Below are 20,985 nucleotides of genomic sequence, written 5' to 3'. Positions count from 1 at the left end.
AGCTATTTCATTATCAATTTTTGACAATCTGATATAATTCTTCTTCATTTCCATTAAGATTGGATGATTTTAATGAATTTTTCTGTTTTGTTCCATTCGCTGATGCATGAGGATAAAAAGTTGTGTTATTTTTCAAATAGTAATAATACTTACAGGTGAAAATAAGGATTTTTTTTAAATGAGCAAATTTCTAATATTGACTTAGAGTTCACTCAAAGTGCTATACTGAAACTAACAATGAGGAGGGTGTAAGTTATGAAAATGCGTAAGATTGAACGTTGCAATATGATAGTAAGTGAAATAGGTCTTGGATGTGAAGGGTTTCATGAAGCTGATATGGATTTATATCAATTATTAGATATTGCAGAAACAAGTGGGGTAAATTGTATAGATTTATATTCACCAGATCCTATAATGAGAAAACGATTAGGAGAAGCTTTAAAAGGTAGAAGAGAAAAATTCATCATTCAGGGACATCTATGTTCTGTATGGAAAAATAATCAATATGAACGTACCCGTAATTTAGAAGAAACCAAAGCTGGCTTTGAAGAAATGAAACAGCTTCTTCAAACCGATTATATCGATATTGGCATGATACATTATGTTGATGCAATAAAGGATTTAGAAACAGTCATTGCAAATGGGATACTTGATTATGCAAAAGTTCTAAAAGCAAATGGTGAAATCAAGGCGATTGGTATTAGCTCTCATAATCCGCAAGTGGCGTTAAAAGCAGTAGAAACCGGGGATATTGATGTATTAATGTTTAGTGTAAATCCATGCTACGACTTAATGCCGGCAAATGAAGATGTAGAAGAATTATGGAATGATGCCAATTATGATAAAGACGAATTACAGATGGACAAAGATCGTGAACGCTTATATGAAACTTGTCAAAAATTAGGTGTTGGGATTACGGTCATGAAGGCATTTGCAGGTGGAGATCTATTAGATGCTTCCTTATCACCAACAAAGGTCGCATTAACGATACCACAATGTCTGCATTATGCTTTGACAAGACCTGGTGTTGTTTCCATCATGGCAGGCAGCCACAGCATTAAAGAATTTTTAGACTGTTTGGCTTATGAGCAAGCAAGTGATGAAGAAAAAGATTACGCAAAAGCGTTTGCGCAAATGCCAAAAGTAAATTGGGAAGGGCATTGCATGTATTGTGGCCATTGTGCACCATGTCCAAAAGCCATTGATATCGCTAGTGTCACAAAATTTTTGAATCTGGCCAAAGCGCAGAAAGAATTACCTGAAACGGTAAGAGAACATTACGCAGTACTTGAACATTATGCTTCAGAATGTATCCAATGTGGTGCATGTGAAACACGTTGTCCATTTCATGTATCTATTCGTGAGAACATGAAAGAAGCTGTAAAAATATTTGGTAAATAAAAAAAATCCAGTGTTTTCAAATCGAAAGCCTGGATTTTTATGTATTATAGGCGTAATCCCTTGATATCTTTAATACGGGATAAGATGATATTACAGCTGCTACTAATGACACCAGGAAGTTTATCAATGGTATTTTGAATCAGGTCTTCCATTTCTTCATTAGAAGAAGCTACCGCATGAACATGCAGTTTATTTTTACCTGTCACACGATAAATTTGTGTGATTGTATCATTTTGATTTAATTGATGAATTACTTCAGATAATGAATCAGGAGTGGTTTCTATTTCAAAGTAACAGGAAACAGCGCCATTAATCTTGGAAGGATTGATAATGGTGGTATATTCTTCTATAATGCCACGTTGTTCTAAAGATTGAACACGCATTTTTACAGCGACACGGGAGATTCCCACCTGTTGAGCAATATCAGAATAAGACATGCGGGCATTTTTTATCAATAATTGTAAAATCTGTTGATCCAAATCATCTAAGCCATGTAGAAACATAGGGGGAACCTCCTTGAAATGTATGGTTTCATTATAAGGGAAAATATTACATAAAGCAATTAGAGAATTGACTTATGGTATCTCTATTGATACAATAATTACGAAACGAAAGATAAAAGTTTCTTTTTGTAACTTGGAGGGAATTATGAAAGGTGATTTAACACGTGGACCAATCATGAAAACAATGCTTTGTTTTGCGATTCCAATGATTTTAGGAAATCTGCTTCAACAATGCTATAATATTGCGGATACCCTGATTGTTGGGCGTTATTTAGGCTCTAATGCACTTGCGGCGGTTGGTTCTTCTTTTACTTTGATGACATTTTTAACGTCGATTTTATTAGGCTTATGTTTAGGAAGTGGAGCTGTTTTTTCTATCCGTTTTGGACAACGTGATGAAAAAGGCTTAAAGGAAGGCATGTTTGCTTCATTTATACTCATTGGAGCGTTAACGATTATTTTAAATATTTTGTCACTTTGCTTTATTGATCAAATTATCAGTTTTCTTCAGGTTCCTTTAGAATTAAGAGGGATGATGCATGATTATCTGATGGTGATTTTCTCTGGTATCGTCGCTACCTTCCTATATAATTATTTTGCTTCCTTATTACGTGCAGTAGGCAATTCCATCATTCCTTTGATTTTTCTAGCAGTATCAGCAATTTTAAATATTGTTCTGGACTTATGGTTTGTGATAGGTCTACAAAGAGGTGTGGCAGGAGCAGGTGAGGCTACTGTAATTGCTCAATATGTATCCGGTATTGGCATTGCCATATGTACATGGATAAAATATCCAAAATTACGTATCACAAAACAAGACTGTCATTTACGTCTTTCCTGTATTAAAGAAATCAGTAATTTTTCTGTATTGACCTGTGCCCAACAATCAGTTATGAATTTGGGTATCTTGATGGTACAAGGCTTGATCAATAGTTTTGGAACAACGATTATGGCAGCGTTTGCGGCAGCAGTCAAAATTGATTCATTTGCGTATATGCCAGTCCAGGATTTTGGCAATGCTTTTTCTACTTTTATCGCACAGAATTATGGCGCAAAAGAAGAAAAACGTATACAGGAAGGTTTAAAGGGCGCAATCATTGCAGCATTTGTTTTCTGTATCATCATTTCTTTAGGTGTCTTTATTTTCGCAAAAGAATTGATGATGATCTTTATTGATGGAAGTGAAACTACAATTATATCAGAAGGCGTTCGTTATTTAAGAATCGAAGGTGCATTTTATTGTGGCATTGGCTGTTTATTCTTATTGTATGGATTTTATCGAGCATTGGGAAAACCTGGAATGTCGCTGGTATTAACGATTGTTTCTTTAGGTACACGTGTATTGCTTGCTTATGTATTATCCGCAATTCCTGCGATGGGGGTAGTAGGAATCTGGTGGTCTGTGCCAATTGGATGGATTTTGGCAGATATGATTGGATTGATCTATTATAAAATCAAGAAAAAAACCTTATTTGTATTTCAAAACGATTAACTTTATATTGTAAACAAACTCCTTGTATGATAGTATAAAAATACGTGATACAAGGAGTTTATTAGCATTTATGAAGAAAATACAAAATATTATAAAAAAACTTTACTGGCTGGGGCTGATTGGTGTGATAGGAACAGTTTTTCATGTGACATATCTAAAGCTGTTTTATCTTTTTTTCCTATTGGTATTTGTGGATATATGTATTTCTTTAGGATATCGCATGAAGTATGGCAAAATGAATGAATATGTGGCAGACTTAAAATTTCTCTGGCAGAATATCATGATTTTGATAGGGAATATTTGTATCTATATACGACATGGGTTCCATTTACCTAATGTACAAACATATTCACCAAAAGTTAGTTGTCACTTGCCATTTCAGGGAAAATGGATGGTTGTAAATGGTGGAACTGATCAGCAGCATTCACATTCATGGGGACTTGCAATGCAACGATATGCATACGATTTTTATAGGATAGAGAATGGTAAAAGTTATCAGGGGAATGGATTAAATGTTTGTGATTATTATTGTTATGATCAGCCAGTATTGGCTGTGGCAGATGGAATCGTTATAGAAATCAAAAACAAATTCGAAGATACAAAAGTTACAGGAAAATCAGAAGTTTTATGTAATGCCTCAGATGTAAGAGGTAATTATATCGTCATGCAACATGCCCCATATGTATTCAGTATGATTGCTCATTTGAAAAAGGACAGCTTTTGTGTGAAGGTAAATGATAAAGTAACTGCTGGACAAATAATCGCAAGGTGTGGAAACAGTGGAAACAGCAGTGAGCCACATATCCATTTTCAGATACAAGAAGGTAAAAACTTTTATTTTTCTGCTAGTCTGCCCGTTTATTTTGATGAAATCATCAATCATATCAATAGAAATGATATGCATCATATCAAAGAAGGAGATATTGTAGAAAACAGGTGAGTTTTAATTGCAGTTTCTTTTCATTAAGGGTACAATTATCGTATAAAGAAAGGAAGCGCTAACATGGAAAATATTTGCGTTGTTACAGGTGGTGGAAGCGGTATGGGTTTAGAGGCTGCTAAACTGCTGGGAAAAACAAATCATATCATTTTAGTAGGAAGAACAGTATCAAAACTAGAACAAGCTATTTCAGAATTAAAAGAGCTGGGTATCTCTGCAGAAGCATTTCCTGCAGATGCTAGCAATCGACAAGCTGTAAAAAAGCTAGCAGAATATGCATCAGAAAAAGGAAATGTAAAGATATTGATACATGCTGCTGGGGTATCACCACATATGAGTGATGGAGAAAAAATCTTTGATATCAATGCCCTTGGAACAATTCATATGGATGAAGAATTTGCAAACATCATGAAAGAGGGAAGCTGTATTTTAAATGTTTCCTCTATGTCAGCTTATATGATGCCGGCTGATAAAGCACCAAAACAGGTATACAAACTGAGTTTGTCTGATGAAGAAGCATTTAAAAACACAATGCATCAGATTATCAAGGGTGTTCCAGAGGAACAACAAAGAGGAATGGCGTATACGTTATCAAAAAACTTTGTGGTATGGTATACATCTCGTATGGCAGTTTCTTGTGGTAAAAAAGGTATTCGTGTAGTTTCTATTTCACCAGGCACATTCCGTACACCTATGGGAGAAATAGAAGGTGAAGAAGCAGCAGCATTTGCGAAACGTGGTGCACTAGGAAGACTTGGAGAACCAGAAGAAATTGCAAAGATGATGGCATTTATGGTCAGTGAGGAATGTTCATATTTAACAGGAGTGGATATCTTGTATGATGGTGGTTCTGTGGCAGCTTTACAGGCAATGATGGAAGATAAAGCGTAAATAAATAAAGGGTCAGGCATATTTTTACTTGACCCTTTCTAATGAATATCAGTATAATAAAACCTAGATTAGGGGTGGTGCTATGTTACTACAAGACAAAATGCGACATACGAAATTTTCAACAAGTGAACAGATTGTAGTAGACTTTATGTTAGACCAACAAGAACATCTAAAAGATTATTCTACGACGATGATTGCACAGGAAACATATACCTCACCATCAATTCTGGTAAGAATATCAAAAAAACTGGGATTTTCAGGTTATTCAGAGTTTAAAAAATGTTTCCTAGAAGAAGTACATTATCTTATGAAGGATTTTAAAGAAATAGATGCGAATATGCCATTTTCAAAAGATGATACATATTTACAATTAGCAAGCAAACTGGTTGCTTTGAAAAAAGAAAGTTTAGATGATACTTTTTCTTTATTACATTATGAAGATATACAAAAAGCCATTCATTTGATGAAGAAAGCTTCTATCATAAAGGTATTTGCTATATCCAACATGACATTTCTTGCGGAGGAGTTCGTATTTAAAATGCGTCATATAGGTAAAGAAACACAGACCTATTCTTTATCTAATATGATATATCAAGAAGCTGTTTTATCAACTCCTTCTGATTGTGCAATTTGTATTTCTTATTCAGGCGAATCTGGAGAATTATTAACAGCTGTTAACCATTTAAAGTATAATCAGGTTCCTGTAATCGCTATTACAAGTATAGGGCAAAATACGCTTACAAAACTTGCGGATGTGACTCTGTATACGACCACAAGAGAAAAAGCTTATTCTAAAATTGGTGGTTTTTCTTCTATTACGTCAATATCATTATTATTGGATACTCTTTATGCTTGTTACTTCCAAAGTGATTATTACTATCATTATGCTTATAAATTAAAACTGGCACAGCAAACAGAGCAGCGCCAGATTGAAAACGATATTGTTAAGGAAGGCTAATAAAGCCTTTTTCTATATAACTATTCATACATGTGCGAAGTGTATCTTCAATAGAATATTGTGGAGAATAATCCATCAGTTTTTTTGCATTCTCGATGCTATAGTAACCACTTCTTGCGATATGATAATAGGTATGGTCTATCTCATCTTGTCTGTTGACATAGGAGCACCATTGATTCCATGGCAAAAATTGAATATCTTCTTTCTGATGGAAAAATTCATACAACAATGAAGCATATCCATACAGAGTGATAGAATGATCACTTACAGCATGAAAGCTTTGTCCCAGTACCTGATCTTTATGTTGAATAGCTTTTATAAACATTTGCGCTACATCATCAGCATGTACATGATGCAAGGTTTCCATGCCCCAATTAGGAAGATATATGGTTTTTCCATGTGCTATTTTTTCAATCACATCTGTATTGGTATTTCCATAAGGATTAATAATGAGCCATCCAGGACCGGATATTTGTCCAGGCATAATGATGGTAGCAGGAAAACCATTATTTTGAAATTCCTGTTTTAAATATAATTCACTTTGATATTTCTGTATACCATAATCATCTAATGGAAATTTTTCATCATTTGGATCAGCAGGCAGATGTTTTGCTCTTCCATGTGCCCATATAGATGAACAAAAAATATACTGGGTGAATGGAATACTTTTTAAAGCGGCGACAATTTGCTTTGTATCATTCAGATGAAAATTAATCAAATCGATTACAATATCAGGATGCATATCTGCAATCTTTTTTGCGAATAAGGGATCTTTTTTGCGATCCATAGAAATATGCTGTACCTGTTTCCATGCATGATGTTGATGGTATGGTTGTGATAATCCTCTAGATATCGCAATCACCTCATAGCCTTCCTTAACAAGGCGTGGAATCAAATAGGTGCCAATATGTCCATAAGCACCAATAACAATCACTTTCATAAAAATTCCTCCTTTTTAATCGACTACAGATTATCACGATTTCAAATAAGAAAAAACAGGGAATCGATATCTTAGAAAAGCTTTTCCAAAATCACCATGTCCTATGCATGATATTTGAGAAAGCTTTTTTACTATTCCTATCAGGCATAGCAAAGCATGTAATATAAGTATTTGTTTTTTGTAAGCACTAAATTTAAAATGTAATTAGAAAAGGAGGCTGATTAATTGAAAGGTAGAAAATTTCTACTAATCACAGTAATCTGCTTATTTACGGTCAGTGCATGTAAAGAAAAGCAGACTGCCAATCAAAAAACAATGCCACAAAAGGAGAAAACAACCATGAAAATACAAGTAGTAAACAATCAGACAACTATCCTATATAAGTTAAATGAAAGTGATGGGGCAAAACAACTATGTGAACAACTGCCATTGAAGGTGAAAGTAGAAAATTTCAGTACCAATGAAAAAATATTCTATCCACCTAAAAAACTGGATACGAAGAATACACCCATGGCAAATGCGAAAGCAGGTACTCTTGCCTATTATGAACCATGGGGTAATGTTGTTATGTTTTATGGAGATTTTGGAAAAGGACAAGGTTTATATGAATTAGGAAACGTTATATCTGGTAAAAACGATATACAAAATTTAAAAGGAACCATCACGATAGCTAAATTGGATTAATAAAGTAATACATCTTTCATGATTTAGAAACAATTATATGAATATAACAGGAGGAACGAAAACATGATGAATTTTATATTTGACAACCCAACAAAACTGCTATTTGGAAGCGGTAAAATAAAAGAACTGCATACACAGGCACTACCTGGCAAGAAAGCATTATTATTGATATCTAATGGGAAATCTACGCGTGCAAATGGATATTTAGACCGTGTGATGGAACAATTAGAAATGGCAAATGTGGAAGCAGTGATTTTTGATAAAGTCATGGAGAACCCATTGAAAGAAATGGTTATGGAGGGAGCAGCTTTTGCGAAAGAAAATTATTGTGATTTTATTGTGGCACTTGGTGGTGGTGCAGTGTTAGATTCTTCGATTGCGATATCTGCGATGGCTACCAATCCTGGTGATTTATGGGATTATGTACAGGGTGGAACTGGAAAAGGGCAGCCTTTACAGGCGAAAGGATTACCGATCGTTACGATTGCGACAACATCAGGCACAGGTTCTGAAATCAATTGCTGGGGTGTAATTTCTAATCCTGAAACAAATGAAAAAATCGGTTTTGGCGATCCTTCCTTAACACCAGTATTATCTATAGTAGATCCCAAGCTTATGTTGAGCGTACCTGCAAAATACACTGCTTATCAGGGCTTTGATGCATTATTTCACAATACTGAAGTCATGATCAGTAATGGCGTGAATGTATTAAGTGAAACATTAGCTTTATCAGCAATTGAACATATTGCCACATATCTTCCTAAAGCTGTGAAAAATGGTTTAGATTTAGAGGCAAGAGAACATGTAGCTTATGGCAGTACGATTGCGGGTATGACCATGCAGTTGACAAGTACGACGGCAAAGCATGCCATGGAGCATTCTATGAGTGCTTATCATCATAATCTACCACATGGTGCTGGCTTGATCATGATTTCAAAAGCATTTTACGAATTTTTCATTGAGCATCATGCATGTGATGCACAGTTCATTAAAATGGCAAAAGCTATGGGAATCAAAAACGCAGATAAACCAGAAGATTTCATTACCGCACTTATGGATTTACAAAAAGCATGTGGTGTGGATCAGTTAAAAATGAGTGATTATGGTTTCCATATAGAAGAATGTATGACATTAGCCAAAGGGGCACGTTCTATGCAGGGAGGGTTATTTCTGGCAAATCCTTGTGAAATGAGTGATGAAGATTGTGCTGAAATTTTTAGAAAAGCTTATCGATAGAAGACTCTGTGAAAATTCACAGAGTTTTTTTGAGGAATATCCTATGTTTTATGATATGATAATACAGCATCATGGAGGTGTTTATGAATCAAACAAATGAATGCATACAGGCAGTCAAAACGATAGAAGCAGATATCAGAAACTGTGAAAAGATGCTGCCTAAATTTAAAGAAGGAACATCACAATACAGTTTACTGAAGAATCGTCTTAAGGCTTTATATATATCAAAGGCATTGATATTAGAAGAAGAACAAACTTATTCGATGGATGATTTACAAAAGGCTTTACCACCAATTACATCCGTCATACAGAAATGCAAAAAAGGGCAGGAAAAGCATACTGTTAACACGCCAACTTATCGAAGGCTGCAATCACAAATCAATGCGATGATGATCGCAAAGTCATATATAGAAAAAGAAATTGAAAAGAATCAGAATATTGTATTATAATGAAACAGGAATTTAGATGAGGTGAAATATATGGAATTAACAATGTTAGGAACGGGCAATGCCATGGTTACAGAATGCTATAATACGTGTTTTGTATTAAGTGAAAACAAGGAATGTTTTTTAGTGGATGCAGGTGGTGGAAATACGATTTTACATCAGCTGAAACATGCTGGTATTGACTGGATGAAGATAAAAAATATCTTTGTGACCCATAAACATATAGATCATATCATGGGAGTTGTTTGGATGATACGTAAGATCACAACTGCTATGCATAAAGGAGTTTATGAAGGAGAAGTCAATATTTATGCACATGATGAAGTCATCAAAATTCTACAGACGATGTGTGAAATGTTGTTACAGAAAAAGGAAACGGCATGGATTGGTAAAGGTGTGCATTTTGTGGAAGTGAAAGATGGAGAAAAGCGCAATGTGATGGGACATGACATCCAGTTTTTTGATATCCATTCTACGAAAGCAAAACAGTTTGGATTTACCATGTGGTATGATGATAAGAAACTTACTTGTTGTGGAGATGAACCATATAATGAATATGAGAAAACATATGTAGAAAACAGTACGTGGCTGCTTCATGAAGCATTCTGTTTATATCGTGATAGAGAACAATTTCAGCCATATGAAAAACATCATTCTACAGTAAAAGATGCGTGTGAATTAGCACAGGCCTTACATGTGAAAAATCTTGTGCTTTATCATACAGAAGATCAAAATATCAAAGAAAGAAAAGCATTATATACCAAAGAAGGCAGAGAATACTTCCATGGCAATCTGTTTGTGCCAGAAGATTTAGAATGTATCAAGTTATAGGGCAGTAAAATTACTGCCTTTTTACATACATATGATTGGCTTTCTGTTATGCAAATAGTATATACTTATGGTAGAGTCGTGATGATTCACGTTACGCCAAATATAAGGGGGTAAAAAACATGCTGAAGCTTGATAAAATCAGAAAAACATATAAAACCGGAAACTTTGAACAAACAGCATTGGATGATGTTTCTATTTGTTTTCGTAACAATGAATTTGCGGCAATCTTAGGCCCTTCTGGTTCTGGGAAAACCACAATGTTAAATATCATAGGAGGATTAGATCATTATGATTCTGGCGATCTGATGATTGATGGGATATCCACAAAGAAGTATACCTCCAAAGACTGGGATACGTATCGTAATAATCGGATTGGCTTTGTATTTCAAAGTTATAATCTGATTCCCCATCAAAGCATTCTGGCAAATGTTGAACTTGCTTTGACTTTAAGTGGGATACCTGCGACACAGCGTAAAGAGCGGGCAATGAAAGCGTTAGAGGAAGTTGGATTGTTGGAGCATATTCATAAAAAACCAAACCAGCTGAGTGGTGGACAGATGCAGCGTGTTGCTATTGCCAGAGCACTTGTCAATAACCCTGAAATCGTATTGGCAGATGAACCAACAGGGGCCTTAGATACAAAAACCAGTGTACAGGTCATGGAGCTGTTAATGAATATTGCGAAAGATCGATTGGTCATTATGGTAACGCACAATCCAGAACTTGCACACCAATACGCTAATCGTATCGTACAGTTAAAGGATGGAAGCATCATTTCTGATTCTCATCCCATACAGGAAGAGATAGCACCTGCACCTGTGAAAAGGAATATTCGTAAAGCAAAAATGTCCTTGCGCACAGCGGTTGCACTTTCTTTTAGTAATCTGATGACAAAGAAAGCACGTACATTTGTGACCGCATTGGCTGGATCTATTGGTATTATTGGAATAGCAGCTATCTTATCACTTGCCAATGGTATCAATCAGTATATTGAAAATGTAGAACGAGAAACGTTAAGTTTATATCCTTTATCCATCCAGCGCTCAGGCATTGATATCTCAAAAATGCTGAGTGAACCAACGGGGAAACCACAAACATCCACAAACAAAGAAGATGATAAAAACGTCAGTGAGATCAGTATGATCAAAAATATGTTTTCATATCAAAGCCAAAACGATACTGCCGCTTTAAAGACATATTTAGAAAAACATAAAACAGAAATTGATCCTTATGTAAATACGATTCAATATATGTATCATATTACGCCTCAGATTTATTTAACTGATACTTCAAAATCCATTGAACAGGTTAACCCGGATACTTTGTTTCAAACAGGCAATGATACCTCCCAGGGCATGAGTTCTTTGATGGGCGGTTTTGGGACAATGAGTGCTTTTCATGAATTGCCGCAGGAATCAAAAATGTATGAGAATCAATATGATGTGATGGAAGGCAGATGGGCAAAAAATTATGATGAAATGGTGCTTGTGCTGTCCTCAAATGGAAAGGTATCTGATTATGTATTGTATTCTATGGGCATAAATGATCGAGAGAAATTGCGAAAATTAATGGAAGATACAGAGAATGGAAAACCAGCCGTTATGGATGAAAAAGACAGTGATGTAAAATATGCTTATGATACCTTGATGGCACCTAAGTTTCGTGTGATTGATCCAGCGGATCGTTATGTATATGATGAAACGCATCAGATATGGAAAGATCAGTCGAAAGATCAAAGTTATATGAAAAAGCTGATAAAAAATGGTATAGAATTAAAAATCGTTGGTATCGTAAAACCAAAATCTGATTCTGCGATCACTTCCTTATCCAGCGGATTGAATTATTCTTCGCAATTGACAAAGCATCTGATGGATGCGGCGATGGATAAACCAATCGTAAAACAACAGCTACAACAGCCGAATATCAATGTATTTACAGGAAAATCTTTTCAGGATGAAAACAATGATCAGCGTAACAAATTAAAGTTTTCTGATTTGATTTCAATAGATGAGAATAAGTTAAAGAATGCATTTGGCATGGATACCTCACAAATTAATCTTAATACAATACCATTTGATCAGTTTTCATTAGATATCCCATTAGATGCTTTACCTAAACCGGATATGCATGTACAGGATATTATGACATCCATTGCCAATCAGGTACATGTGCCAGTAGAACAGTTATCACCAATCATGATGTCACTTTATCAGGATTTTATGAGTGAAGAAATCAAGCAGGGTGTAAGTGATCCTACCCAGATAGTACTTGATCTTCAAACGTATTTATCAAAGCCTGAAATACAGGAAAAGCTGATGAAACAGATTCAGGGAGTTGTGGATCCAACCCAGATATCAAGTCAAATAAGTGAAGCAATCAATACCCAATTAACGACTGTGATGCAGACATATGTCAAAGAGGTTAGTACGATTTTACAGGATCAAATAAAAACCCAGTCACAACAGCTGATGAGTCAGATGATGGCACAACTGCCTGAACAGTTAAGAAACAGTATCCATATCGATACCAGTGCTTTTCAAGAAGCTTTCTCTTTGAATATGAGTGAAGAGGAATTAACGAATCTAATGAATTCGCTTATGAATCCTGTGACTTCCACGTATGAACGCAATATGAATCTTTTGGGATATGCCGATGTCCATACACCATCACAGATCAATATCTATCCATTGAATTTCCAGTCTAAACAAAATATTTTAGATTTTTTAGATCAGTATAATGCAGGTCTTGAAAAAAAGGGGAAAGAAATGATTCACTATAACGATCTGGTGGGTACCATGATGACATCTGTGACCGATATCGTAAATACCATCAGTGCGGCATTAATTGCCTTTGTGGCCATTTCTTTAGTGGTATCTTCCATTATGATTGGCGTAATCACATATATTTCTGTGATTGAACGTAAAAAAGAAATCGGAATATTAAGGGCACTGGGTGCCAGCAAGCATAATATTCGCAGTGTATTTAATGCGGAAACATTGATTGTAGGCTTTGTGGCTGGAATGCTGGGAGTATTGGTTACCGCACTGTTATGTATTCCTGCCAATATCTTTGTGGAAGCAAAGTTTGAAATTGAAAATATTGCACAGTTACCAATCGATGGGGCAGTGATTCTGGTTATTATCAGTATGTTGTTGACATATATCGCAGGCTTATTTCCTGCATCTGCGGCAGCAAGAAAAGATCCAGTGGAAGCTTTACGAAGTGAATAAGCTATGTAAGAAGCATAACTTTTGCTATGCTTCTTTTTTATATCAGAGATTCATAAACTTCATAAATGGTATTCCATGTGCTTTCCCCCACAAGACCATCCTGTACCAGACCAAATTCCCTTTGAAAAGCCCGTACAGAACGTTCCAGTCCAGCACCAAAACGAGAATCAACCGTCACAGCTGGAATAGATTCATATTCTTCTGCGACAATGGATAAGAAATATTGCAGCTGTTGTACCTCAATACCAACATCCCCACGCCGCAAAACTTTACCCGTCCATAAACCTGTAAAATATCCCTCTAAACGTCCTAAGCTGCCTAATTCCGCAAGCTTTCTGACAGCTACATAAATTCTTGAAAGCATATTCCAAGTAGAGCGTCCTACCACCCCATCCACCAATAGATTAAACTGGCGCTGAAAGGTTTCAACTGCACTTTCTGTGACACTGCCAAAAATCCCATCCGGTGGATATATTAATGGAATATTAGGATAATTCACCGCAATTCCATTGAGTAATTCCTGAATAATGAAAACCGGTTGTCCAAAAGATCCGATTTCTAAAGGATAGCCAGGATAAGATGATGTGATTGGTTGTACATTATCACTTTCCCGCAATAAGATCGTATCCCCATAATAATAGCGAACGATACGCATAGAATCATAACCACGATTGGCAAGATCTAAGGTACCCCATTGTTTTAAGCCAGGACAAGTCGCTATTTTTCCATCACAATATTCCGCATAATATGGTTCACGATAGAAAGGGCGCTGTAAGTATTGACCAATGACTTCATCCACGATTCTGGAAACACTGTCAAATATATTTCTGCCTTTCACAAATGCCTGATCAAAAGCCGTTGAATTGGTAATATCAAAGTTACATCCACGAGAGCGATACCATTCTGTATATACCCGGTTTAATACAAGTGACATCTGACACCAGATATTCGCACGCAGAGCTTCATAAGGCCATGTTGGATAAATTTCTGAAGATGCGACATTTTTCAGATAGTAAATAAAATCCACTGTCAGATTTTCCGCAGGAGAGGAAGGTCTGCCTAAATGAACGGTGATACTTGTGGGTATGATGATTTCCTCAAGCATTGAAATTCACCTGTGCAAGCCACATCTTATGATCTTCTAATATACGTATATTACGACGCTGATAATCCTGCATGGATGGTTGAAGCTCCACATGCAGTGTTGACCCGTTTTCAGGAAATACCTGAACATTGCGGGTTTCCTCAATATCAAAGGTTTCTTTAATAACTTCCACATGGTATTGTTCATAAGGGCGCTCATTGCTTTGCATCATGGATAATGAAATATCTGGTGCATCTAAAGCGATATCCTCGGTTCTGCCATCCGCTCCTGTCGTTGTTTGATAAATCATATTTTCGGCTTTCATATCTGTATGATAAATATTGACTTGTGCATCATTTACTGGTTGTTGATCTGTGTTATACGCTTCAATGCGTAAATATCCTGTAGCGATATCTACCACCTCCACTTTAGACTATGTAAGGAATGGTATCTGCCATAGTCAATTGTCTAAAATCATGAAATCTTATATAAGAAAAGCAGGTACTCTTTGTACCTGCACATCTATTTGTTGTTTTGTTTTTGATAATCAATACCCCAGTTCCACATAGCATCCAAAATCGGTTTTAAGCTTCTGCCTTGTTCACTCAGCGTATATTCTACTCTTGGTGGAACTTCTGGATACACAGTTCTAATCAATAGGCCATCTGCTTCCATAGCGCGAAGATTACTGGTTAATACTTTCTGGGAGATGCTTCCAATGGATGCTTTTAATTCATTATAACGCATTGTTTTTTCCATAAGATCACGTAAAATCAATACTTTCCATTTGTTACTGATCAACAGCAGCGTTGTTTCTACAGGACAAGCGGGCAATTCTTTATTCATTATGATTCCTCCAATAGTATCTTTTTGGTTCCTATAGCACTTTCATGTACCTACTTCACAAAGGGACCTATGTAGACTATTATAATGATGCGGATGATAAAACGCAAGTATTTATATAAAGGAGATGTAAGATCATGAATGAAGTAGTAAAATTTTTAAATGACAATCCAGTCCAATATCTGGCAACAGTTGGAAGAGATGGAAAAGCAAAATGTCGTCCTTTTATGTTTTGTTTTGAAAAGGATGGAAAGCTGTGGTTTTGTACAAATAATACAAAGGATGTCTATCATGATATGCAGGCAAATCCCAATGTTGAAGTCAGTGTAGCAAGTGCAGATTATGCATGGATCCGATTACACGGGGAAGTGGTTTTTGAGGATAACAAAGAAGTCAAAGAACTGTGTATGAACAACCCCATCGTCAAGGGACAATATGAAACTGCGGATAATCCAATCTTTGTGGTATTCTATCTGAAGAATGCAGAAGCAGTTATTGCGGATTTTAGTGGACAGCCACCTAAGACATATCGGGTATAAGTAACTATTGAAAAGCAGTTTGAATGAAAACTGCTTTTTCCTTGCATATAATCTATGGTATCATAAAAGAAAGAAGGAGGTCTTTATGATGAATTATCAAAAAATCCTGGTAGAAAATATTCATTCCACAGCAATCGCAACCGTTGATGCAGAAGGAAAACCAGTAAATCGTATCATTGATATGATGCTGGAGAAAGATGGAAAACTGTATTTTTTAACCGCAAAAGGAAAAGCATTTTATGATCAACTGATGGCACAGGCATATGTATCCATAGTAGGAGTAAAAAATCAGGCATCCATTTCCTTACATGGAAATATACGAAATATTGGAAAGCAATATCTGGATGAAATCTTTGAAAAAAATCCATATATGAAACAAATCTATCCAGATGATCGCAGAGAACCTTTGGAAGTCTTTGAAATCTATGAAGGAGAAGGGGAATACTTTGATATTTCTGTAACACCGATTGTTCGTGAAAGCTTTACAATCGGAGAAGTAAAGGCATCCAATCATGGCTATATCATTCATGATACCTGCATCGGTTGTGGAAAATGTATAGATGTATGCCCTCAAAACTGTATTGAAGAAGGTGTTCCTTATCAAATCATTGAGCGTCATTGTGTGCATTGTGGTGCCTGTATGCAGGTATGCCCGCAACATGCTATAGAAAAGAGCCATGTATGATGGAGGAATTATTAGATCAGCTGCTTCAATATCTGTTAAGTGAAAAAAAGGAATATCAGGGAATACAGCTTCCTGACAGTTTTGATGAAAAATTCAGATTATATCGTTCTTTGGTAAATGTAAGATTGCCAAAACCCATAGATCCTGCTTATTTAAAAATTCAAAATGAATTTCTGCATGAATACAGTCTTCGTAAAGGAATCATTACCTTAAAGGATATGGAAAAATTAGATACCCATATATACCTATATAAAGGGGATATTACACGACTACAGGTAGATGCTATCGTTAATGCCGCTAACGCACAGATGCTGGGATGTTTTGTGCCATGTCATGGCTGTATCGATAATGCGATTCATACATTTGCGGGGATTAAATTACGTGAGGAATGTGCCAATATCATGCGTATACAAGGACATGATGAACCATGTGGCAGCGCCAAAATCACCAAGGCATATCAACTTCCCAGTAAATATATCTTTCATACAGTAGGACCGATTGTTTATGGCAAGCTGACAATGGAACACAAAGAACAATTGGCTTCATGTTATCGTTCAGTTTTACAACTTGCATATGATCGACATTTAAGAAGTGTAGCATTTTGTTGTATCTCCACAGGAGAATTCCACTTTCCAAATGAAGAAGCAGCACGTATTGCTGTGGCAGTTGTGAAAACATTCTTAAAGACACACGAAATGGAGGTGATTTTCAATGTTTTCAAACAAGAAGATGAAACCATCTATCATAGATTACTCACTTCAACAAAAGACGATGAACAGCTGGATTCATCAAGCTGACGCTATCATCATAGGGGCAGGGGCAGGGCTCTCCACAGCTGCTGGATTAACTTATGATGGTGAAGTATTTCATGAACATTTCTCAGATTTTATTGAGAAATATCACTTTACAGACATGTATTCTGCCGGGTTTTATCCCTTTGCCTCTTTGGAAGAATATTGGGGGTATTGGAGTCGTCACATTTATTATAACCGTTATGAAACACATACCAATTCGACTTATGATGATTTGTTTCAGCTTGTAAAAGATAAAGATTACTTTGTGATCACCACCAATGTAGATCATCAGTTTCAATTACATGGATTTGATAAACAGCGTTTATTTTATACCCAGGGGGATTATGGACTGTTTCAATGCTCCATGCGCTGCCATGAAAAAACATATGATAATAAAAGAGCCATTAGAGCAATGATCCATGCACAAAAGGGTATGAAAATTCCAAGCGATTTGATACCTTACTGTCCAATATGTGGTGCACCGATGAGTGTCAATTTACGTTGTGATCATCGCTTTGTAGAAGATGAAGGATGGCATAATGCTAAAGAACGGTATGAAAAGTTTCTAAAGGAGCATAAACAAAAACGGCTGGTATTATTAGAACTGGGAGTAGGAAATAATACACCTGGGATCATTAAGTTTCCATTCTGGCAGTTATGTTATGAAGGGACAAGGTGTGGATATATCAGTATATCCTTGGATGTACAGCGTATCCCTGATGAAATTCAATCAAAATCAATCATCATAAAAAAAGATATACATGAAGTACTGCTGGACTTAAAAAACACCAGCATGCTTACAAAGCATACTGAGAGATAGAAGATAAGTATTAGACAAAATGTTCCTGTTTGATTATCATGGAAGTAGTGATAAAGGAGCAGTAGAGATGAATAGAAAAGAAGTGCAGGCATGGTTTCCTTTGCGTGATGAAGAACTACAAAGTTTTGAACAGGCAGGATTATATGATCATCCAAAAGCTGAAAACGGTTTGATGGAATATGATGATAAGGATATAAAACGTTTAAGTCTGCTTGTGACATTAACACAAATCGGGATGAATATGGAGGATATCAAAACATATATTGGTTATGAGCGTTGCGATATAGATCAAAAAAGTAAAAAAGTGTTATTACTGAAGAAGCATCGTCAGGCATTGTTAGAGAAGCTACATGACCAACAAAAATGTATCGATTGTCTGGATATGTTATTATATGATCTACAAGGCTGCTGCTGTAAAAGGTAGCAGTTTTTTTACATTCTTCTATGCTTTTTATGTATTGGAATTCATGCAATATGAGTATTAGACATATGAAAAAGATGCCTGTAGAGGAATGGGAATATCTGGTAGATCTTTTGATGATGGAACTGGATGAACAGCTGCCATATCCAAATATATAACAAAAGCTGTCAATGACAGCTTTTTTAAATATTAATACGAAGAAGAGTTTATCGCAAATGTATGATAAACCATATCCTGATGGATATCTGGCTGATCTATAGGATCTAAAACGAATTCTATGGTTGGCTCAAAAATATCATTTCGTAAAGTTTCACCACCAAGATTGGAAATACGATACCAGCCATTTGCTAATGATATGATTGGTTTTTGATATAGTTTTTGTTGCGTCATATAATGTTTTACAGCATCCATTGTAAAATGATGTAAAATATGCCATGTAAATAATACAAGGGTTTGATGTTCTACTTTTATATAATAATTTTGATAATGAAATTGTAGACGATGCTCTTTTTGAAGAAGTGTTGGTTGGTTTTCTTCAATATCAAATATAATGGTATATGGATAATTTCTAATACCTTCCATAGGAAGTACAAGGCCATCTTCTATAGCCTGATCGATGCTGTTATTTGATGTAAACTCTGTTGCTAAATCATCCATCAAGCATTGATTTTGTTTCCATTCACATAATGCTTCCATATCACCAAGAAAAAAGTAATTCACAAGATCATTCAGCACTTCAGTAAATATATATTTCATAAATCCTCCTAGACTGTTTCATTTTCTTCATTAACCTCTTTTTGAAGCTCTTTTAGAAAATATTCACTTGCTTTAGAAAATACCTGATATTTCTTCCATACAAAAGCCAGACCAACTTCCAACTTTGGCTGTAATGGTCGAAAACATAAAGGAGAATCTCCAGTGGTGTTAATCAGTCCTTCTAAGGATAACGCATATCCAGCACCATCTTCAACCATTAAAGAGGCATTATAGATTAGATTATAAGAAGCAATCAGGGATATTTATCATAATCTTTCTTCATCCATCCAGAGATGATGTTTTTTACCATTCTTTGATCTGAATAGATGATGGGTTGTCCTATTAAATCATCAGGGGTAATACTGTAAAATGAGATCGTGTTCATGAAATAAGGCACGTTCTCCGCTATAATAGCCTTGTTTGATTGTTTCCATTTACTTATCACCTCATGCATATTGTAAGAGTTATGCTTACCTATGTCTAATACTTGTTTTCTATCTCAATCCATGCCTAAAAGGTATGAAAGATAAGGTGGGTATTGCATTTTATATGGTAAAAATGATAAACTACATAAGTGAAATTTAAGGGAAAGAAGGAATTTATATGCCAACAGGAGTCGTGATTAATACATTATCAGTATTCTTCGGTGGAATTGCAGGGGCATTTGCCGGTCATAAATTAAGTCCAAAATTTAAAACAGAGATCAATTTGATTTTCGGTGTCTGTTCTATGGGAATGGGCATCAGTTCTATTAATTTGATGAAGAATATGCCTCCCGTGATATTTGCGATTATCATCGGTACAGCGATTGGATTGATGATACATTTGGGAGAATATTTAAATAAAGCAGCGGCATTGATGCAAAAGCCGATTGCAAAGCTGTTTAAGAATAAGCAATCAGATTTAGATGAAAATGAATTTATGTCCTCATTGATTACAATCATTGTATTATTTTGTGCGAGTGGAACAGGGATTTATGGTTCTTTGGATGCAGGTATGACAGGTGATCAGACGATATTGATATCAAAGTCAATTTTGGATTTCTTTACTGCGGCCATTTTTGCATGTAATTTAGGGTATGTCGTATCCGTGATTGCAATTCCACAGTTTTTGATATTCTTTGTGCTGTATTTATGTGCCGGTTATATTTTTCCATTAACTACACCTGATATGATAGCGGATTTTAAAGCATGCGGAGGCTTTTTGATATTGGCAACAGGGTTTCGTATGATTAAAGTCAAAGAATTTCCAATAGCGGATATGATACCAGCCATGGTAATCGTCATGCCTTTATCCTGGATATGGACCAATGTAATAGCACAATTGTTATAAATAAGATTATTTTTTTCTTGCATATATCAGATAAATCTTTTAAAATTAACAAGACTGATTTTTTGAGGAGGATTTTTTTGTGAATAAGAAAAGAGGAGAATGGTCTATAAACTGTACCCTGTAAAACGGACACTAGAAAAAAACCAATTGCTAGTACCT

Annotated in this window: 24 protein-coding genes; 16 read left to right on the top strand and 8 right to left on the bottom strand. The window is 35.7% G+C overall.

The window, feature by feature from the left end:
• Positions 1–255 precede the first annotated feature (255 nt).
• Complete coding sequence (locus DW761_RS14580; protein ID WP_117453171.1) at positions 256–1,401, top strand: aldo/keto reductase; 1,146 nt, start codon at positions 256–258, stop codon at positions 1,399–1,401.
• A 44-nt stretch (positions 1,402–1,445) separates the two neighbouring features.
• Here the strand turns inward: DW761_RS14580 and DW761_RS14575 are convergent, their stop codons facing one another.
• The gene (locus tag DW761_RS14575; RefSeq protein WP_117453172.1) at positions 1,446–1,904 is read right to left on the bottom strand and encodes an Lrp/AsnC family transcriptional regulator; all 459 of its coding nucleotides are present in this window, start codon (positions 1,902–1,904) and stop codon (positions 1,446–1,448) included.
• A 145-nt stretch (positions 1,905–2,049) separates the two neighbouring features.
• Here DW761_RS14575 and DW761_RS14570 point away from each other — a divergent pair, with 145 nt between their 5' ends.
• The 4 genes from DW761_RS14570 (at position 2,050) to DW761_RS14555 (ending at position 6,185) form a co-directional block, all read left to right on the top strand.
• On the top strand, positions 2,050–3,396 hold the full coding sequence (locus DW761_RS14570; RefSeq protein WP_117518560.1) for an MATE family efflux transporter: 1,347 nt from the start codon (positions 2,050–2,052) through the stop codon (positions 3,394–3,396).
• Between the two features lie 70 nt (positions 3,397–3,466).
• Positions 3,467–4,336: a M23 family metallopeptidase gene (locus DW761_RS14565; protein WP_117518559.1), complete on the top strand. Its 870-nt coding sequence runs from the start codon at positions 3,467–3,469 to the stop codon at positions 4,334–4,336.
• A 63-nt stretch (positions 4,337–4,399) separates the two neighbouring features.
• Positions 4,400–5,227: an SDR family NAD(P)-dependent oxidoreductase gene (locus DW761_RS14560; protein WP_117518558.1), complete on the top strand. Its 828-nt coding sequence runs from the start codon at positions 4,400–4,402 to the stop codon at positions 5,225–5,227.
• Between the two features lie 82 nt (positions 5,228–5,309).
• The gene (locus DW761_RS14555) at positions 5,310–6,185 is read left to right on the top strand and encodes a MurR/RpiR family transcriptional regulator (protein ID WP_117518557.1); all 876 of its coding nucleotides are present in this window, start codon (positions 5,310–5,312) and stop codon (positions 6,183–6,185) included.
• On the opposite strand, the gene DW761_RS14550 is transcribed toward DW761_RS14555, so the two are convergent.
• Positions 6,172–7,125 carry an NAD-dependent epimerase/dehydratase family protein gene (locus DW761_RS14550; protein WP_117518556.1) on the bottom strand — a complete coding sequence of 318 codons (954 nt, stop codon included), beginning with the start codon at positions 7,123–7,125 and terminating at the stop codon, positions 6,172–6,174. The two genes, DW761_RS14555 and DW761_RS14550, sit on opposite strands and share 14 nt — an antisense overlap.
• Positions 7,126–7,350: 225 nt before the next feature.
• Between DW761_RS14550 and DW761_RS14545 the strand changes: the two genes are divergently transcribed.
• The 5 genes from DW761_RS14545 to DW761_RS14525 all read left to right on the top strand — a co-directional run bounded on the left by DW761_RS14545 (position 7,351) and on the right by DW761_RS14525 (position 13,552).
• On the top strand, positions 7,351–7,809 hold the full coding sequence (locus tag DW761_RS14545) for a cyclophilin-like fold protein (protein ID WP_233513107.1): 459 nt from the start codon (positions 7,351–7,353) through the stop codon (positions 7,807–7,809).
• A 63-nt stretch (positions 7,810–7,872) separates the two neighbouring features.
• Positions 7,873–9,045 carry an iron-containing alcohol dehydrogenase gene (locus DW761_RS14540; protein WP_117518555.1) on the top strand — a complete coding sequence of 391 codons (1,173 nt, stop codon included), beginning with the start codon at positions 7,873–7,875 and terminating at the stop codon, positions 9,043–9,045.
• An 83-nt stretch (positions 9,046–9,128) separates the two neighbouring features.
• The gene (locus tag DW761_RS14535; protein WP_117518554.1) at positions 9,129–9,494 is read left to right on the top strand and encodes a hypothetical protein; all 366 of its coding nucleotides are present in this window, start codon (positions 9,129–9,131) and stop codon (positions 9,492–9,494) included.
• A 30-nt stretch (positions 9,495–9,524) separates the two neighbouring features.
• On the top strand, positions 9,525–10,322 hold the full coding sequence (locus DW761_RS14530; RefSeq protein ID WP_117518553.1) for an MBL fold metallo-hydrolase: 798 nt from the start codon (positions 9,525–9,527) through the stop codon (positions 10,320–10,322).
• A gap of 119 nt (positions 10,323–10,441) precedes the next feature.
• Complete coding sequence (locus DW761_RS14525) at positions 10,442–13,552, top strand: ABC transporter ATP-binding protein/permease (RefSeq protein ID WP_117518552.1); 3,111 nt, start codon at positions 10,442–10,444, stop codon at positions 13,550–13,552.
• 37 nt (positions 13,553–13,589) lie between these two features.
• On the opposite strand, the gene DW761_RS14520 is transcribed toward DW761_RS14525, so the two are convergent.
• The 3 genes from DW761_RS14520 to DW761_RS14510 all read right to left on the bottom strand — a co-directional run bounded on the left by DW761_RS14520 (position 13,590) and on the right by DW761_RS14510 (position 15,482).
• Complete coding sequence (locus tag DW761_RS14520) at positions 13,590–14,657, bottom strand: peptidoglycan-binding protein (protein ID WP_117518551.1); 1,068 nt, start codon at positions 14,655–14,657, stop codon at positions 13,590–13,592.
• A complete protein-coding gene (locus tag DW761_RS14515) occupies positions 14,650–15,063 on the bottom strand; it encodes a carboxypeptidase regulatory-like domain-containing protein (RefSeq protein WP_178695046.1) in 414 nt (137 codons plus the stop codon). The genes DW761_RS14520 and DW761_RS14515 overlap by 8 nt, the downstream gene beginning before the upstream one ends.
• A gap of 95 nt (positions 15,064–15,158) precedes the next feature.
• A complete protein-coding gene (locus tag DW761_RS14510; RefSeq protein WP_117453185.1) occupies positions 15,159–15,482 on the bottom strand; it encodes a winged helix-turn-helix transcriptional regulator in 324 nt (107 codons plus the stop codon).
• Between the two features lie 134 nt (positions 15,483–15,616).
• Between DW761_RS14510 and DW761_RS14505 the strand changes: the two genes are divergently transcribed.
• From DW761_RS14505 to DW761_RS14485, 5 genes are all read left to right on the top strand, one after another.
• Positions 15,617–16,018, top strand: coding sequence for a pyridoxamine 5'-phosphate oxidase family protein (locus DW761_RS14505; protein WP_117518550.1), 402 nt, complete (start codon positions 15,617–15,619; stop codon positions 16,016–16,018).
• Between the two features lie 85 nt (positions 16,019–16,103).
• Positions 16,104–16,703 (top strand): 4Fe-4S binding protein, encoded by a 600-nt coding sequence (locus DW761_RS14500; protein WP_199485641.1) that lies wholly within the window; start codon positions 16,104–16,106, stop codon positions 16,701–16,703.
• Positions 16,700–17,500 (top strand): protein-ADP-ribose hydrolase, encoded by an 801-nt coding sequence (locus tag DW761_RS14495; protein WP_233513106.1) that lies wholly within the window; start codon positions 16,700–16,702, stop codon positions 17,498–17,500. The genes DW761_RS14500 and DW761_RS14495 overlap by 4 nt, the downstream gene beginning before the upstream one ends.
• The gene (locus DW761_RS14490) at positions 17,415–18,317 is read left to right on the top strand and encodes an SIR2 family NAD-dependent protein deacylase (RefSeq protein ID WP_233513105.1); all 903 of its coding nucleotides are present in this window, start codon (positions 17,415–17,417) and stop codon (positions 18,315–18,317) included. Before DW761_RS14495 ends, DW761_RS14490 begins: the two co-directional genes overlap by 86 nt.
• A 67-nt stretch (positions 18,318–18,384) precedes the next feature.
• Positions 18,385–18,741, top strand: coding sequence for a MerR family transcriptional regulator (locus DW761_RS14485; protein WP_158552207.1), 357 nt, complete (start codon positions 18,385–18,387; stop codon positions 18,739–18,741).
• Between the two features lie 186 nt (positions 18,742–18,927).
• On the opposite strand, the gene DW761_RS14480 is transcribed toward DW761_RS14485, so the two are convergent.
• From DW761_RS14480 to DW761_RS21680, 3 genes are read right to left on the bottom strand one after another with little or no spacing between them, the layout of a single operon-like run.
• Positions 18,928–19,494: a hypothetical protein gene (locus DW761_RS14480; protein ID WP_117518549.1), complete on the bottom strand. Its 567-nt coding sequence runs from the start codon at positions 19,492–19,494 to the stop codon at positions 18,928–18,930.
• An 8-nt stretch (positions 19,495–19,502) separates the two neighbouring features.
• Positions 19,503–19,712, bottom strand: coding sequence for a hypothetical protein (locus tag DW761_RS14475; protein ID WP_117518548.1), 210 nt, complete (start codon positions 19,710–19,712; stop codon positions 19,503–19,505).
• Positions 19,713–19,747: 35 nt separating this feature from the next.
• Positions 19,748–19,879, bottom strand: coding sequence for a hypothetical protein (locus DW761_RS21680; RefSeq protein ID WP_255412395.1), 132 nt, complete (start codon positions 19,877–19,879; stop codon positions 19,748–19,750).
• Positions 19,880–20,097: 218 nt separating this feature from the next.
• On the opposite strand from DW761_RS21680, the gene DW761_RS14470 reads away from it, so the two are divergent.
• Positions 20,098–20,826, top strand: coding sequence for a DUF554 domain-containing protein (locus tag DW761_RS14470; RefSeq protein ID WP_117518547.1), 729 nt, complete (start codon positions 20,098–20,100; stop codon positions 20,824–20,826).
• Positions 20,827–20,985: the final 159 nt, after the last annotated feature.

This window comes from Absiella sp. AM29-15, from assembly GCF_003434225.1.
In the GTDB taxonomy this organism is placed as follows: Bacteria; Bacillota_I; Bacilli_A; order Erysipelotrichales; family Erysipelotrichaceae; genus Hoskinsella; species Hoskinsella hominis.
The sequence above is the reverse complement of the archived record's forward strand: the minus strand, read 5'-3'. Positions and strand labels throughout refer to the sequence as shown.